The organism is Streptomyces sp. NPDC002888 (assembly GCF_042888465.1).
Classification (GTDB): domain Bacteria; phylum Actinomycetota; class Actinomycetes; order Streptomycetales; family Streptomycetaceae; genus Streptomyces.
In genome coordinates this window covers 260,843-276,821 of sequence record NZ_JBIAPU010000007.1, presented here as the reverse complement: position 1 = coordinate 276,821, position 15,979 = coordinate 260,843, and the positions used below count along the sequence as shown (strand labels likewise).

Below are 15,979 nucleotides of genomic sequence, written 5' to 3'. Positions count from 1 at the left end.
CGTGGGCCCGGTCCGGCACGGTAGCGTCGACCTTGCCATGGAACTTGCCTACATTCCCAGCCCGTCGCGCGGGGTGATCCACCTCGGCCCCATTCCGCTGCGCGGCTATGCGTTCTGCATCATCATCGGCGTCTTCGTTGCCGTCTGGCTCGGCAACAAGCGCTGGGTCGCCCGGGGCGGGCGGGCCGGCACGGTGGCCGACATCGCGGTCTGGGCCGTGCCCTTCGGCCTGGTCGGCGGTCGGCTCTACCACGTGATCACGGACTACGAGCTGTACTTCAGCGAGGGCCGTGACTGGGTGGACGCCTTCAAGATCTGGGAGGGCGGTCTCGGCATCTGGGGCGCGATCGCGCTCGGCGCGCTGGGTGCCTGGATCGGCTGTCGCCGCCGTGGCATCCCGCTGCCCGCGTACGCCGACGCCGTCGCGCCCGGTATCGCCCTCGCACAGGCGATCGGCCGCTGGGGCAACTGGTTCAACCAGGAGCTGTACGGCAAGCAGACCGATGTGCCGTGGGCGCTGCACATCACGTCCTCGGCGGACGGCCGGGTGCCGGGCTACTACCACCCGACGTTCCTCTACGAGTCCCTGTGGTGCATCGGCGTCGCCCTGCTCGTCATCTGGGCCGACCGCCGCTTCAAGCTGGGCCATGGCAGGGCGTTCGCGTTGTACGTCGCCGCGTACTGCGTGGGCCGCTTCTGGGTCGAGTACATGCGCGTCGACGACGCCCACCACATCCTGGGCCTGCGTCTGAACAACTGGACCGCGCTGGTCGTGTTCCTGCTCGCCGTGGTGTACATCGTCGTGTCGGCGAAGAAGCGCCCGGGGCGGGAAGCGGTCGTGGAGCCGGGTGTCTCCGACGGTGAGGCCGAGGGCGACGGTGAGGACGAGTCCAAGAGCGACGTCGGCGCGTCGGCCGAGGCAGACGGTGCCGACAAGACCGACAAGACCGACAAGGCCGAAGAGGCTGATGGCGACGTGAAGGACGAGGCCCAGTCGGGGAGCAAGAAGAGCTGACGGCTGTCGTACGACGACGAGGGCGCCCGGGATTCCCGGGCGCCCTCGTCGTGTGTGAGCGACGGGTCGCGCTACGCCGCCGGGCCACGCCGCGGGCCTGCTCGCCGTTGCGGCGGAGAGAAAGCGTCACAGGCGGTGGGCGAGGGACAGGGTTCGTTGAGCCGCCGCTACCACCGCCGCGTCGATGAAGCGGCCGTCGGGCAGGGCCTGGGCGCCCTGTTGGGTGGCTGCCGCCTTGATGATCGTCTCGGCCTGCTCGATCTCTCTCGGGGTGGGCAGGTAGGCCCGTTTGATCACCGGCAGTTGGCGGGGGTGGATGGCGGCGCGGCCCAGGAAGCCGAGGGTGCGGCCGTGGGCACAGGAGGCGGCCAGAGCGTCGAGGTCGCGGATGTCCGGGTACACCGACTGGGGCGGTGGGGGCAGGCCCGCCGCCCGTGCGGCCACGACGATCCGGGAGCGGCACCAGTCCAGGCCCGTGTCGTCGCGTACGCCCAGGTCGGCACGGAGGTCCGACTCGCCGAGGGCGATGCCGCGCAGGGCGGGGTGGGCGGAGGCGATGGCGTGGGCCCGTTCGATGCCCAGGGCTGTTTCCAGGAGGGCGTAGAGGGCGGGGGGCTTCGTGGTCGTCGGGGGCGCGCCTTTCACGATGCGGATGATCTGTTCGGGGGAGGTGACCTTGGGGAGGCGGAGGCCGGTGAGGCCCGGGAGAGGCGCCATCGCCTCCAGGTCGGCGGCCGCCCATGGGCCGTCCAGGGTGTTGACGCGGACGTGGACCGGGGTCGGCTGCGGTTGGGAGAGGAGTTCGGCCGTGGCCTCGCGGGCGTAGTCCTTGCGGTCGGGGGCGACCGCGTCCTCCAGGTCGATCACCACCACGTCGGCGCCGCAGAGCAGGGCCTTCGTGACGACGTGGGGTCGGTCGCCGGGCACGTACAGCCAGGTCAGCGGGAACGTCACAGGGCACCCTCCGCGCGCAGCGTGGCGAGTTCGGCCGGGGTCAGGCCCAGCTCGGTCAGGACCTCCTCCGTGTCCGCGCCGTGCGGGCGGCCCGCCCAGCGGATCGCGCCGGGGGTGGCGGAGAGGCGGAAGAGGACGTTCTGCATGCGCAGGGGGCCCAGCTCGGGGTCGTCGACGGTGGTGACGGTGCCGAGGGCCGCGTACTGCGGGTCGGTCATCACGTCCCGCACGTCCTGGACGGGGGCCACCGCGGCCTCCGCCTTCTCGAAGGCCGCGAGGACGTCGGCGCGGGTGCGGCCGGCGATCCAGGTGCCGACCGCCTCGTCGAGGACGTCGGCGTGGCGGGCGCGGTCGGAGCCCGTGGCGAACCAGGGCTGGTCGATCAGGTCGGGCCGGCCGACCAGGTGCATCAGGCGTTCCGCGACCGACTGGGCCGACGTGGAGACGGCGACCCAGGTGCCGTCCGCCGTGCGGTAGGTGTTGCGCGGGGCGTTGTTCTGGGAGCGGTTGCCGGTGCGGGGCTGGACGTGGCCGAGCTGGTCGTACCAGGTGGGCTGGGGGCCGAGGACGGTCAGGATGGGCTCGATGAGGGCCATGTCGACGACCTGGCCCTCGCCGGTGCGGTCGCGGGCGGCGAGGGCCGTGAGGACGGCGTAGGCGGTGGCCAGGCCCGCGATCGAGTCGGCCAGGCCGAACGGGGGGAGGACCGGGGGCGCGTCCGGTTCGCCGGTGATCGCGGCGAAGCCGCTCATCGCCTCGGCGAGGGTGCCGAAGCCGGGGCGATGAGCGTACGGGCCGAACTGGCCGAAGCCGGTGACGCGGGTGAGGATCAGGCGGGGGTTGGCGGCGGACAGCTCCTCCCAGCCGAGGTCCCACTTCTCCAGGGTGCCGGGGCGGAAGTTCTCGATGACGACGTCGGCGGTGGCGGCGAGGCGCAGGAGGGTGGCGCGGCCGCCCGGCTTGGAGAGGTCCAGGGTCGTCGTGCGCTTGTTGCGGCCCAGGACCTTCCACCACAGGCCGATGCCGTCCTTCGAGGGGCCGTGTCCTCGGGAGGGGTCGGGTTTCGTGGGGTGCTCGACCTTGATGACCTCCGCGCCGAAGTCGCCGAGCAGGGTGGCGGCGAGGGGTCCGGCGAAGAGGGTGGCGAGGTCGAGGACGCGGAGGCCGGTCAGGGGGCAGGGGGGTGTGGGGGAGTCGGTCATCGGGCGGGTGCCTCCAGGGGGTCGCGGGCGGGGGTGCGTGGGGGGATGAGTGCGTGGGTGAGCTGGGCCAGGGTGTCGAAGCCGATGCCGTTGAAGTCGCCGATCGAGGTGGCCAGTCGGTTCTTCAGCGGGGCGGTCCAGCGGTCGGGGAGTGCGGCCGGGGCGCCCGCGAGGAGGGCCGCGATGCCGCCGGCTGTCGCGCCGCCCGAGTCGGTGTCCCAACCGCCGGAGACGGCGCGGCAGATGGAGCCGGCGAAGTCGCCGTCGGCGTGGGTGAGGGCGGCGGCGATCAGGGCGGTGTTGGGGATGGCGTGGACCCAGTGGTGGGTCGCGGCGTGGGTGGCGTGGAGTTCGTCCACCACCGTGTCGAAGTCGTCGTGGGTCTCGGCGAGAGCGATCGCGTGGCGGACGGCGCGGGACAGGCGGGAACGGGGTGGGACGACGGTGAGGCCTGTGTGGAGGGAGGTGTGGACGTCGTGCGTGCCGGTGGCGGCGGTGGCGATGGTCGCCGCGGTGAACATCGCCGCGTAGACGCCGTTGGCGGTGTGGGTGAGGGTGGCGTCGCGATGGGCCTGTTCGGCGGCGGCCGCGGGGTCGCCGGGGTGGGTCCAGCCGTGGATGTCGGCCCGGATGAGGGCGCCGATCCATTCGCGGAAGGGGTTGCGGTGGCGGGCGGTGTGCGGGGGTTCCAGGCCGAGGAGGAGGTTGCGGTAGGCGATGCGCTCGGCGGTGAAGGCGCGTCCTGCGGGAAGCTCTTCGAGCCAGAGCCGGGCCACGTCGGGGGTGGTGAAGGTGGTGCCGTGGCGTTGGAGCAGGAGGAGGTTGAGGAGGGGGTAGTTGAGGTCGTCGTCCTCGGGCATGCCGTCGATGTTCTCGGCGAGGGAGGTTGTTGCCGAGCGGCGGTTCCAGGGGTGGGTTTCGAGGAGGTCCTGGGGGACTCCCCTCGCTGTGAAGTAGGTGTTCAGGGGCCAGTTGCCGGTGGATCGGGCGAGCTGGCGGATGCCGTCGAGGGGGAGCTTCTCGACGGGTTTGCCGAGGAGGCAGCCGACGGCTCGGCCCAGCCAGGCGGCTTCGAGGCGGGCGGGGTCCGGGGTGGGGTGGGGCGAGCGGCCCGGCGCCGGTGGGGTGGGCCAAGCGGGGCAGCCGGCCTTGATCCTCGCGAGGTCCGTCGGCTCGTCCTCGGCCAAGCTGCTGGGCAGGTCCGCCAGCTCGTCCAGCAGGTCCTCCGCCAGGAGGCGCAGGTAGCGGGAGGCGGGGTGCGGGGATGCTCCTGCCCGGGCCGGGGCGTCCAGGCCCCCCGCCGCTCTCCATCTCGCTGCGATCCGCGACGGCTGCCTGCCGTCCTGGGAGGCCTGGTGGAGTTCGTGGCCCAGGAGGTCCTCCGGTTGAACCCAGGTCAGGCGGAGCATCTTGGGCCTCCGAGGGCGGTGAAGGCGGCCTCGTGGGTGCGGCGGTGGCCCGCGTCACGGGTGAAGATCTCGCGGGTCACCTCGGTGAGGGTCCTCGCCGGTGCCCACAGGTCGAGGCGGCTCGCCTCCGCGACCGTCTTCGCCCAGTCCTCCGGGACGGGGGAGCCCAGGGCCCCGGAGAGTGCGCCCGCCATCGTGGCGATCGAGTCGCAGTCACGGCCGTAGTTCACCGCGCCCAGGACCGCGTGGCGGTGGTCGCCGTCGGCGACCACCAACATGCCCAGTGCCACCGGGAGTTCCTCGATCGCGTGCAGGCGGGAGGGGCGCCGTGCGGCGAGGGAGGGGGAGCGGTAGTCGGGGCCCACCGTGTCGTACGGGGCCACCGCCTCCCGCAGCGGGACCAGCGCGGACTCGAAGTCCGTGTGGCGGGACGCCGTTTCGCAGACCTTCTCGATCGCCGCCCGGGTGCCGTCCTTCGCCAGGGCGAGGCACGCGGAGACGACCGTGTCCGGTGTCGCGCCCGGCGTGCACGCCGCCGCCACCGCCGCCGCGAAGACGCCCGCGGCCTCGCGGCCGTACGACGACTGGTGGGCCCCGGCGACGTCCAGGGCCTCGGCGTACGCGGCCGCCGGGTTGGCCGCGTTGACCAGGCCGACAGGGGCCATGTACATCGCCGCACCGCAGTTCACGATGTTGCCGACGCCGGCCTCGCGGGGGTCGACGTGCCCGTAGTGGAGCCTGGTCACCAGCCACTTCTCCGCGAGGAAGACCCGGTGGAGCGGGAGCGCCTCCGCCTCCAGTTCCGGGATCCAGCGCGGGGTCGTCATCAGGTCAGTGACGAGGTGGTCGGCGATCGCGAACGCGTCGAGGTGGTCGCGGACCCGCGCGTACACCCGTACCAGGGCGTGCGTCATCAACGTGTCGTCGGTGACGTGTCCGTCGCCCTTGTGGTAAGGGGCGATGGGGCGGGCGGTGCGCCAGGCGTCGCCGTTCCAGGGGCCGACGACGCCGTGGACGCGGCCGCCGTGGCGCTGGACGATCTGGTCGGGGGAGTAGCCCTCGACGGGGCCGCCCAGGGCGTCGCCGACGGCGGCTCCGACCAGGGCGCCGGTGATCCGTTCGTCGAGGCTCGCCCCGTGAACCTCTGCCGAACTTTCTGTTGCTTTGGGCGTCATGCGCCGAATCATCCTCCTGGCGGGGCCGGTTGTGTGGCTTCCAGGAGTTCGGCGAGTTCCACGAGGTCCGTGCCGGTGAGGCGGGGGAGGACGCAGCCGGGGAGGATGCGGCAGGTGGAGCGCCAGGAGGCGGGGATCGCCTCGCCGCCGCCGAGCGCGCCGGTGAGGGCGCCGGCCAGCGCGGGGGCCGAGTCGGCCACGCGGGACAGGCAGGCGGCCGCGGGGACTGCCTCGGCGATGCGGCCCTGGGCCGCCATGGCCAGGGCGAGGGCCACGGGGACCGTCTCGGCGGCCGCGATGCCGTAGCTGTAGACGTGGTCGACGATGCGGTGTTCCAGGGGAGGGACCAGGGCGAACGCGCTCTCGGCGTCGTGGGCCAGCTTCAGGGCGTCGCGGGCGTTGCGGCCGATCTCCGTCTCCTCGGGGAGTTCGGCGAGGGCCGCCGTCACGCACTCGTCCACATCCGCGCCGACCAGGGCCAGCGCGAGGGCCGCCGCCATCGCCCGTGCGCCGTGCACGCCGTCGCCGTCCTGGGTGTAGCGGGCGTCGAACTCGGCGAGGTCGGCGGCGAGTCGGGGGTCGCCGGGGTGGGCGACGGAGAGGACGCAGGCGCGTACGCAGGCGGCGTCGTCGAAGTAGTGGGGGTTGTCGTGGCCGGTGGCGGGCGGACGCAGGCCGGTGGCGAGGTTGCCGAGGCCGGCCCGGACGGAGATGCGGGCGCGCAGGGGCAGTACCGCCGACTCGACCTCGGGCGCGCGTTCGGCCGCCGCCGCGACCTCGCTCGCGACCGCGTTCCAGGTCAGGTCGATCGCCGCGCGCATCCTCCGCTCCCTGCTCAGGTCGCCGAGCGCGCTGTCGTCCCCGGCCCGCAGCACGGCCTCCGCCGCGAACACCGCCCACTCGGCGTCGTCGGAGGGGCCCAGCCGGAGCGGCTCCGGCGGCTGGTTCAGGGCGATCGGTACGGGCAGCGTCGTCGTCGCGTTCTGCTCGGCGAACGTGTCCAGCTCCCGCGTGAGCCTCCTGGTCCACTCCGGCATCCGCGCCGCCCGATGCCGAGCGGCAGGCCAGCCGGCCGCATCCCCGGCGGCGAGCCCGAGGAGAAGCCCTTCGACACGGCGGGGGCGCTTCCTCGGGGCGGGGGCCGGAGCGACCCCGCCCGCCGGACCGACACCGCCGACGGCCGCATCCACCGCAGCCCCGCTGACGGGGGAGGCGGGCGCGGGGCGCGCGGGGCCGTCGGCGGCGCCTTCGCTCGCGGGCGGGGGCGAGCTGGGGTGTGTCGGGGTGCCGACGGCGCTGGTGGGGGTGGCGGCTGTGGTGGTTGGTGTGGCGGCCGTGTCGATCGTGTCGGCGGCGCCTTCGCTCGCGGGCGGGGCCGAGGCGGGGCGGATCGGAGTTCCGACGGAGCCCTGTGGCTTGTCGGCCACCTCGGCCACCTCGGCCACCTCGGCCACGTCCGCCGCCACTTCTGCCACGTCCACCACGTCCGCCCTCACCTCGGCAACGTCGGCCAGGTCCGCCACCTCAGCCGTATCCGCCGCGCCCGCCCCCGCACCCTTCGTCGGCCCACTCGCATCCGTCCCCCACGGCCCCGGCGACGGCGTCATGAGTGCACCTCGGCCTCGTTGGCGCCCGGTGCCACGGTGCAAGGCGTCGGCCACGGTGGCTGAGGGGCCGACGCCTCGCCTCGTACCAGTTCGTCGGCGATGTCCAGGACGTGGTGTCCGGCCATGGAGGGGAGGCAGCTGCCGCGGGCCGGGCCGATGGCGGACGCCCAGGCCGCCGGGATCGCGGAGGCGCCCTGGGTCGCGCCCGCGAGGGCGCCGGCGACCGCGGCGGTGGTGTCGGCGTCGCGGCCCATGTTGACCGCTGCCAGGACGGCGTGCCGGAAGTCGCCGTCGGCCGCCGCGTACGCGCCGAAGGCGAGGGCGACCGCTTCGGGGGCCAGGTCGGTCCAGGGGTAGCCGCCGATCACGACGGCCGAGCGGACGGCTCGTTCGCCGCGGTGGGCGACGGCCACGGCCCGGCGCAGTGAGCGGGCCGTCCAGGAGTCGTCGGGGACGACGGCCAGGGCGGAGGCGACCACCGCGACCGTGGGGGCGCCCGCCATCGCCGCCGCCACTCCCGCCGCGACCGCCTGGCCGCCGTAGATGCCCTCGCCGTCGTGGCTGACCGAGCCGTCGATCGCGACCAGGCGGGCCGCCTCCGCGGGGCGGCCCGCCGCGAACACCCCGAAGGGGGCCGCGCGCATGGCGAGGCCGTCGCTCCACGCGTGGCGGTGCTGGGCGGAGATGGGGGCGGCCAGGCCCCGGCGGAGGTTCTCCAGCGTGCCGCGTTCGCTGAAGCCGGCGCCGCGGAAGGGGCCCTCCTCGCGGTCGGCGATCCACTCGTGCCAGGCCGCCTCGACGTGCGCCGGGGTGAGTGCGGAGCCGTGCCGGGCCAGCAGCAGGCCGGAGAAGATCGCGTACTCCGTGTCGTCCGTGCCCGCCGGCTTCTCGGCGACGTAACCGGTGATACGGCCCCAGCGCGCGCGGATCTCGGAGGGCTTGAGATTCTCCGCGGGCGCCCCGAGGGCGTCGCCCACGGCCAGGCCGAGCAGTGCGCCCCGGGCCCGTTCGCGCAGTTCGGTGGCGTTCCCGGGCGCCGGGGCGGGGGGAATGCAAACGATCGATGCCATACGCGGCTCCTCTCGGGGGTGCCCGCCGGGAGGCGCGCAACCCTTTGCGGAACTGTCCCCGGTGCGGTGTTCGGCGCAGCCTGACCCACCGCAGCATCACCCGGTCGACATCTGTGCGGCCCTATACACGGATGAGCGAGAAACGGTAAAGCTGCAGGTTAGCCCAGCCTTTCCTTGCTGGCGGGCCGGGAATTCGAGGCGTACGGTGAGTGTTGTCAAAAAGTAGAATCAGTCCAGAAGAGAACGGCTGGGGACGCAATCATGGCGCTCATGGACACCGGGGCCGCGCTGCACGAAGCGCACCGCGACAACCACACCCACCGGGACGTGAACGGCGGCTGGCTGCGCCCCGCGGTCTTCGGCGCGATGGACGGCCTGGTCTCCAACCTCGCCCTGATGACCGGTGTCGCCGGCGGCTCGGTCGGTCAGCACACCATCGTCCTGACCGGACTCGCGGGCCTCGCCGCCGGAGCCTTCTCGATGGCCGCCGGTGAGTACACCTCCGTCGCCTCGCAGCGCGAACTCGTCGAGGCGGAACTCGACGTGGAACGGCGGGAGCTCAGAAAGCACCCGAAGGACGAGGAGGCCGAGCTCGCGGCGCTCTACGCGGCCCGTGGCGTCGAGCCCGCCCTGGCGCAGCAGGTCGCCCGGCAGTTGTCCAAGGATCCCGAGCAGGCCCTGGAGATCCACGCCCGCGAGGAGCTGGGCATCGACCCCGGCGATCTGCCCTCACCGCTGGTCGCCGCCGTCTCCAGCTTCGGCTCCTTCGCGCTGGGCGCGCTGCTTCCCGTCCTGCCCTATCTGCTGGGTGCCGGCTCCCTGTGGCCCGCCGTGCTCCTCGCGCTGTTCGGGCTCTTCGCCTGCGGTGCCGTGGTGGCCAGGGTGACGGCGCGGACCTGGTGGTTCAGTGGTCTGCGGCAGCTCGCTCTGGGTGGTGCGGCGGCCGGTGTGACGTACGCCCTGGGCAGCTTGTTCGGAACGGCCGTAGGATAGCGCGGATGCTACTTATGCGATGGGCCGCATAAGTAGCCGTTACTCGCTGGTTTCGAATGCTTAACCACCGGGCATGAGCCGTAAGCGCTGTGGGCAATGGTGCCCGCGGCGCATCGTGGAGTGGGTGACGACGCCCGCCTCGCCCCCTGGACCGATGGACACCGATCTGTCCGTATCGGCCCCCCATATTTCCGCCGCCGTGCGCGGTGCCTGCCGCCACCCGCGGCGTCCGCATGTTGGAACGGAGTATCCGGTTCCCGAGAACCGCTCCATCATGTAACCTGCACGAAATTTTGCACTCAGCAGAGGGCCAACGTCGTCCCTCGGCAATCTGCATATGCCACTTGAGACGACGACGGGAGAGCCGATGCGTACGCCGCGCCAGCCGTCCCAGCATTCCGCGAATGGCCAGAACTGGTCCTTCATGGATGCTCGCCCTGCTGCGCAGGGTATGTACGACCCCCGCAACGAGCACGACGCGTGCGGCGTCGGTTTCGTGGCCACCCTCACCGGCGAGGCGTCCCACACCCTGGTCGAACAGGCCCTGACGGTCCTGCGCAACCTCGAACACCGCGGTGCCACCGGCTCCGAGCCCGACTCGGGCGACGGCGCCGGCATCCTCTCCCAGGTGCCCGACACCTTCTTCCGTGAGGTGGCCGGATTCGAGCTGCCCGCGGCCGGTGGCTACGCCGTCGGCATCGCCTTCCTGCCCGAGGAGGGGACGGCCGAGGCCGTCTCGCAGATCGAGACGATCGCCGCGGACGAGGGCCTGACCGTCCTCGGCTGGCGCGAGGTCCCCGTCGCCCCCGAACTCCTCGGTGCCACGGCCCGCTCCACGATGCCCGCCTTCCGCCAGGTCTTCGTGACCGACGGCCACGCAGCGCCTGCTACGGGTATCGACCTCGACCGCAAGGCCTTCGTGCTGCGCAAGCGCGCCGAGCGCGAGGCCGGCGTCTACTTCCCCTCGCTCTCCGCGCGGACGATCGTCTACAAGGGCATGCTGACCACCGGCCAGCTGGAGCCCTTCTTCCCCGACCTGTCCGACCGCCGCTTCGCGTCGGCCGTCGCCCTGGTCCACTCGCGCTTCTCGACGAACACCTTCCCGAGCTGGCCGCTCGCCCACCCGTACCGCTTCGTCGCGCACAACGGTGAGATCAACACCGTCAAGGGCAACCGCAACTGGATGGTCGCCCGCGAGTCGCAGCTCGTCTCGGACGTGTTCGGCTCCGACGGGAGGGCCCTCGAGCGGATCTTCCCGGTGTGTACGCCGGACGCCTCCGACTCGGCGTCCTTCGACGAGGTGCTCGAACTGCTGCACCTGGGCGGCCGTTCGCTGCCGCACTCCGTGCTGATGATGATCCCGGAGGCGTGGGAGAACCACGACTCCATGGACCCGGCCCGGCGCGCCTTCTACCAGTTCCACTCCACGATGATGGAGCCCTGGGACGGCCCGGCCTGTGTCACCTTCACCGACGGCACCCAGGTCGGCGCCGTACTCGACCGCAACGGCCTGCGCCCCGGCCGCTACTGGGTCACCGACGACGGCCTCGTCGTCCTCGGCTCCGAGGTCGGCGTCCTCGACATCGACCCGGCCAAGGTCGTCCGCAAGGGCCGTCTGCAGCCCGGCCGCATGTTCCTCGTGGACACCGCCGAACACCGCATCATCGAGGACGACGAGATCAAGGCGTCCCTCGCAGACGACCAGCCCTACGCCGAGTGGCTGGAGGCCGGCGAGATCGAGCTGGGCGACCTGCCCGAGCGCGAGCACATCGTGCACACCCACGCCTCGGTCACCCGCCGCCAGCAGACCTTCGGCTACACCGAGGAGGAGCTGCGCATCCTCGTCGCGCCGATGGCCAAGGCCGGTGCGGAGCCCATCGGTTCGATGGGCACCGACTCGCCGATCGCCGCCCTGTCCGAGCGCCCGCGCCTGCTCTTCGACTACTTCACCCAGCTGTTCGCGCAGGTCACCAACCCGCCGCTGGACGCGATCCGCGAGGAGCTCGTCACCTCCCTGCGCTCGTCGCTGGGCCCCGAGGGCAACCTGCTGGAGCCCACGGCCGCCTCGTGCCGTTCTGTCACCCTGCCCTTCCCGGTGATCGACAACGACGAGCTCGCCAAGCTCATACACATCAACGCCGACGGCGACATGCCCGGCTTCAAGGCCGCGACCCTCTCCGGCCTGTACCGGGTGCACGGCGGCGGCGACGCCCTCGCCGCGCGCATCGACGAGATCTGCGCCGAGGCCGACGCCGCCATAGACAACGGCGCCCGCCTGATCGTCCTGTCGGACCGCCACTCCGACGCCGAGCACGCGCCGATCCCCTCGCTGCTGCTCACCGCGGCCGTCCACCACCACCTCATCCGCACCAAGCAGCGCACCCAGGTGGGCCTGCTCGTCGAGGCCGGTGACGTCCGCGAGGTCCACCACGTCGCCCTGCTCATCGGCTTCGGCGCCGCGGCCGTCAACCCGTACCTGGCCATGGAGTCCGTCGAGGACCTGGTCCGCGCGGGCACCTTCCTGTCGGACATCGAGGCCGAGAAGGCCATCCGCAACCTGATCTACGCCCTCGGCAAGGGTGTTCTGAAGGTCATGTCCAAGATGGGCATCTCGACCGTCGCCTCCTACCGCGGCGCCCAGGTCTTCGAGGCCGTCGGCCTCGACGAGCAGTTCGTCGAGAAGTACTTCAACGGCACGGCCACCAAGATCGGCGGCGTCGGCATCGACGTCATCGCCAAGGAGGTCGCCGCCCGCCACGCCAAGGCGTACCCGGCCTCCGGCATCGCGCCGGCCCACCGCGCCCTCGACATAGGCGGCGAGTACCAGTGGCGCCGCGAGGGCGAGCCGCACCTGTTCGACCCGGAGACGGTCTTCCGCCTCCAGCACTCCACGCGCAGCGGCCGCTACGACATCTTCAAGAAGTACACGGACCGCGTGAACGAGCAGTCCGAGCGCCTCATGACGCTGCGCGGCCTGTTCGGCTTCAAGGCCGAGGACCGGCAGCCGATCTCCCTCGACGAGGTCGAGCCGGTCAGCGAGATCGTCAAGCGCTTCTCCACCGGCGCCATGTCGTACGGCTCCATCTCCAAGGAGGCGCACGAGACCCTCGCCATCGCCATGAACCAGCTGGGCGGCAAGTCCAACACCGGTGAGGGCGGCGAGGACTCGGACCGCCTGTACGACCCGGTGCGCCGCTCGGCGATCAAGCAGGTCGCCTCCGGCCGCTTCGGCGTGACCTCGGAGTACCTGGTCAACGCGGACGACATCCAGATCAAGATGGCCCAGGGCGCCAAGCCCGGCGAGGGCGGCCAGCTGCCCGGCCACAAGGTCTACCCGTGGGTCGCCAAGACCCGGCACTCGACGCCGGGCGTCGGCCTGATCTCCCCGCCGCCGCACCACGACATCTACTCCATCGAGGACCTGGCCCAGCTGATCCACGACCTGAAGAACGCGAACCCGCAGGCGCGGATTCACGTCAAGCTGGTCTCCGAGGTCGGCGTCGGCACGGTCGCCGCGGGTGTGTCCAAGGCGCACGCGGACGTCGTGCTCATCTCCGGCCACGACGGCGGTACGGGTGCCTCCCCGCTGACCTCGCTGAAGCACGCGGGCGGTCCCTGGGAGCTCGGCCTCGCCGAGACCCAGCAGACGCTGCTGCTCAACGGCCTGCGCGACCGCATCGTCGTGCAGACCGACGGCCAGCTCAAGACCGGCCGTGACGTGATCATCGCCGCGCTGCTCGGCGCCGAGGAGTTCGGTTTCGCGACCGCGCCGCTCGTCGTCTCCGGCTGCATCATGATGCGCGTCTGCCACCTGGACACCTGCCCGGTCGGCATCGCCACCCAGAACCCGACCCTGCGCGACCGGTTCTCCGGCAAGGCCGAGTACGTGGTGAACTTCTTCGAGTTCATCGCGCAGGAGGTCCGCGAGATCCTCGCCGAGCTGGGCTTCCGCTCCATCGAGGAGGCCGTCGGCCACGCCGAGGTCCTCGACGTCCACCGTGCCGTCGACCACTGGAAGGCCCAGGGCCTGAACCTGGAGCCGCTGTTCCACGTCCCGGCACTGCCCGAGGGCGCGGCGCTGCACCAGGTCATCGCGCAGGACCACGGCCTGGAGAAGGCGCTCGACAACGAGCTCATCAAGCTCGCCGCCGACGCCCTCGCCGCCTCCAGCGCGACCGACGCCCAGCCGGTGCGCGCCCAGGTGCAGATCCGCAACATCAACCGCACGGTCGGCACCATGCTCGGCCACGAGGTGACGAAGAAGTTCGGCGGTGCGGGCCTGCCCGAGGACACCATCGACATCACCTTCACCGGCTCCGCCGGCCAGTCCTTCGGTGCCTTCCTGCCGCGCGGTGTCACGCTGCGCCTGGAGGGCGACGCCAACGACTACGTCGGCAAGGGCCTCTCCGGCGGCCGTGTGATCGTGCGCCCGGACCGGGGCGCCGACCACCTCGCCGAGTACTCGACGATCGCGGGCAACACCATCGCGTACGGCGCGACCGGCGGTGAGCTGTTCCTGCGGGGCCGTAGCGGTGAGCGGTTCTGCGTCCGCAACTCCGGTGCGACGGTCGTCTCGGAGGGCGTGGGCGACCACGGCTGCGAGTACATGACCGGCGGTCACGCGGTGGTCCTCGGCGAGACGGGCCGCAACTTCGCGGCCGGCATGTCCGGCGGTATCGCCTACGTCATCGACCTCGACCGCGACAACGTCAACGTCGGCAACCTCGACGCGATCGAGGCGCTGGACGACACGGACAAGCAGTGGCTGCACGACGTGGTGCGCCGGCACGCCGAGGAGACCGGCTCGACGGTCGCCGAGAAGCTCCTCGCCGAGTGGGACGAGGCCGTGGAGCGCTTCAGCAAGATCATCCCCAGCACGTACAAGGCAGTGCTCGCCGCCAAGGACGCCGCCGAGCGAGCCGGTCTCTCCGAGACCGAGATCACCGAGAAGATGATGGAGGCGGCGACCAATGGCTGATCCCAAGGGCTTTCTCAACCACGGCCGCGAGGTCGCCAAGTCCCGCCCCGTCGAGGAGCGCGTCAAGGACTGGAACGAGGTCTACGTCCCCGGCTCCCTGCTGCCGATCATCAGCAAGCAGGCCAGCCGGTGCATGGACTGCGGCATCCCGTTCTGCCACAACGGCTGTCCGCTGGGGAACCTGATCCCCGAGTGGAACGACTACGCCTACCGCGAGGACTGGACCGAGGCGTCCGAGCGCCTGCACGCGACGAACAACTTCCCGGAGTTCACGGGCCGTCTGTGCCCCGCGCCGTGCGAGTCGGCGTGTGTGCTGGGCATCAACCAGCCGCCGGTCACCATCAAGAACGTCGAGGTCTCCATCATCGACAAGGCGTGGGACAGCGGTGACGTCAAGCCGCAGGCCCCCGAGCGCCTGTCCGGCAAGACGGTCGCCGTCATCGGCTCGGGCCCGGCGGGCCTGGCCGCCGCCCAGCAGCTGACCCGGGCCGGCCACACCGTCGCCGTCTACGAGCGCGCGGACCGCATCGGAGGCCTCCTCCGCTACGGCATCCCCGAGTTCAAGATGGAGAAGCGGCACATCAACCGCCGTATCGAGCAGATGCGCGCGGAGGGCACCCGCTTCCGCACCGGCATCGAGATCGGCCGCGACCTCAAGGCGACCGACCTGAAGAAGCGGTACGACGCGATCGTCATCGCCGCCGGTGCGACGACCGCCCGTGACCTCCCGGTCCCCGGCCGCGAGCTCAAGGGCATCTACCAGGCGATGGAGTACCTGCCCCTGGCCAACAAGGTCCAGGAGGGCGACTACGTGGCGCCCCCGATCTCCGCCGAGGGCAAGCACGTCGTCGTCATCGGCGGTGGCGACACCGGCGCCGACTGCGTGGGCACCGCCCACCGCCAGGGCGCGGCCTCCGTCACGCAGCTGGAGATCATGCCCCGCCCGAACGACGAGCGGAACGCGGTCGCCCAGCCGTGGCCGACCTTCCCGATGCTGTACAAGGTCACCTCGGCCCACGAGGAGGGCGGCGAGCGGGTCTACGCCGTCTCGACGACCCACTTCGAGGGCGACGAGGACGGCAACGTGCAGTGGCTGCACCTCAGCGAGGTGGAGTTCATCGAAGGCAAGCTGACCCCGAAGCCGGGCACGGAGCGCAAGATCCCCGCCCAGCTGGTGACGTTGGCGATGGGCTTCACGGGAACGGACCGCGAGAACGGCCTGGTCGAGCAGTTCGGCCTGGACCTCGACGAGCGGGGCAACATCGCCCGCGACGCCGACTTCCAGACCAACGTCCCGGGCGTGTACGTCGCCGGTGACGCCGGCCGCGGCCAGTCCCTCATCGTGTGGGCGATCGCGGAGGGCCGCTCGGCCGCCCGCGGCGTCGACCGCCACCTCACGGGCGCCAGCGAGCTCCACGCCCCGATCCGCCCGACGGACCGTTCGCTGATGGTCTGACGGGTCGTAAGGAACAACCACACACGTCCCGTACAACGGCGTACGGGCGGGATATCTGGGGGCAGTAACATAAGCGGCTCCGCCGCGGGCCCCCAGACCCCCCGAGACAGCGCCTGCCCA

General features: G+C 72.0%; 10 protein-coding genes. 4 read left to right on the top strand and 6 right to left on the bottom strand.

Translation table 11 applies throughout. From position 1 onward, the window contains the following. The first annotated feature begins 37 nt into the window (after nucleotides 1–37). Nucleotides 38–1,015: a prolipoprotein diacylglyceryl transferase gene (lgt, locus tag ACFYWX_RS14475; protein ID WP_389424321.1), complete on the top strand. Its 978-nt coding sequence runs from the start codon at nucleotides 38–40 to the stop codon at nucleotides 1,013–1,015. 126 nt (nucleotides 1,016–1,141) lie between these two features. On the opposite strand, the gene ACFYWX_RS14470 is transcribed toward lgt, so the two are convergent. The 6 genes from ACFYWX_RS14470 to ACFYWX_RS14445 all read right to left on the bottom strand — a co-directional run bounded on the left by ACFYWX_RS14470 (nucleotide 1,142) and on the right by ACFYWX_RS14445 (nucleotide 8,432). Further along, nucleotides 1,142–1,969, bottom strand: a complete 828-nt coding sequence (locus ACFYWX_RS14470) for an HpcH/HpaI aldolase/citrate lyase family protein (protein ID WP_389424320.1) — start codon at nucleotides 1,967–1,969, stop codon at nucleotides 1,142–1,144. After that, complete coding sequence (locus ACFYWX_RS14465; protein WP_389424319.1) at nucleotides 1,966–3,171, bottom strand: CaiB/BaiF CoA transferase family protein; 1,206 nt, start codon at nucleotides 3,169–3,171, stop codon at nucleotides 1,966–1,968. Before ACFYWX_RS14465 ends, ACFYWX_RS14470 begins: the two co-directional genes overlap by 4 nt. Continuing rightward, complete coding sequence (locus ACFYWX_RS14460; RefSeq protein WP_389424318.1) at nucleotides 3,168–4,580, bottom strand: ADP-ribosylglycohydrolase family protein; 1,413 nt, start codon at nucleotides 4,578–4,580, stop codon at nucleotides 3,168–3,170. Before ACFYWX_RS14460 ends, ACFYWX_RS14465 begins: the two co-directional genes overlap by 4 nt. Continuing rightward, nucleotides 4,568–5,755 carry an ADP-ribosylglycohydrolase family protein gene (locus ACFYWX_RS14455; protein ID WP_389424317.1) on the bottom strand — a complete coding sequence of 396 codons (1,188 nt, stop codon included), beginning with the start codon at nucleotides 5,753–5,755 and terminating at the stop codon, nucleotides 4,568–4,570. Before ACFYWX_RS14455 ends, ACFYWX_RS14460 begins: the two co-directional genes overlap by 13 nt. Nucleotides 5,756–5,763: 8 nt before the next feature. After that, nucleotides 5,764–6,945 carry an ADP-ribosylglycohydrolase family protein gene (locus ACFYWX_RS14450; protein ID WP_389424409.1) on the bottom strand — a complete coding sequence of 394 codons (1,182 nt, stop codon included), beginning with the start codon at nucleotides 6,943–6,945 and terminating at the stop codon, nucleotides 5,764–5,766. Nucleotides 6,946–7,358: 413 nt separating this feature from the next. Continuing rightward, nucleotides 7,359–8,432, bottom strand: a complete 1,074-nt coding sequence (locus tag ACFYWX_RS14445) for an ADP-ribosylglycohydrolase family protein (RefSeq protein ID WP_389424316.1) — start codon at nucleotides 8,430–8,432, stop codon at nucleotides 7,359–7,361. 261 nt (nucleotides 8,433–8,693) lie between these two features. Here ACFYWX_RS14445 and ACFYWX_RS14440 point away from each other — a divergent pair, with 261 nt between their 5' ends. The 3 genes from ACFYWX_RS14440 (at nucleotide 8,694) to ACFYWX_RS14430 (ending at nucleotide 15,859) form a co-directional block, all read left to right on the top strand. Further along, on the top strand, nucleotides 8,694–9,425 hold the full coding sequence (locus tag ACFYWX_RS14440; RefSeq protein WP_389424315.1) for a VIT1/CCC1 transporter family protein: 732 nt from the start codon (nucleotides 8,694–8,696) through the stop codon (nucleotides 9,423–9,425). Nucleotides 9,426–9,792: 367 nt separating this feature from the next. Further along, nucleotides 9,793–14,403: a glutamate synthase large subunit gene (gltB, locus tag ACFYWX_RS14435; protein ID WP_389424314.1), complete on the top strand. Its 4,611-nt coding sequence runs from the start codon at nucleotides 9,793–9,795 to the stop codon at nucleotides 14,401–14,403. Further along, entirely contained in the window at nucleotides 14,396–15,859 is a 1,464-nt protein-coding gene (locus ACFYWX_RS14430; RefSeq protein ID WP_389424313.1) for a glutamate synthase subunit beta, read from the top strand. The genes gltB and ACFYWX_RS14430 overlap by 8 nt, the downstream gene beginning before the upstream one ends. Nucleotides 15,860–15,979: the final 120 nt, after the last annotated feature.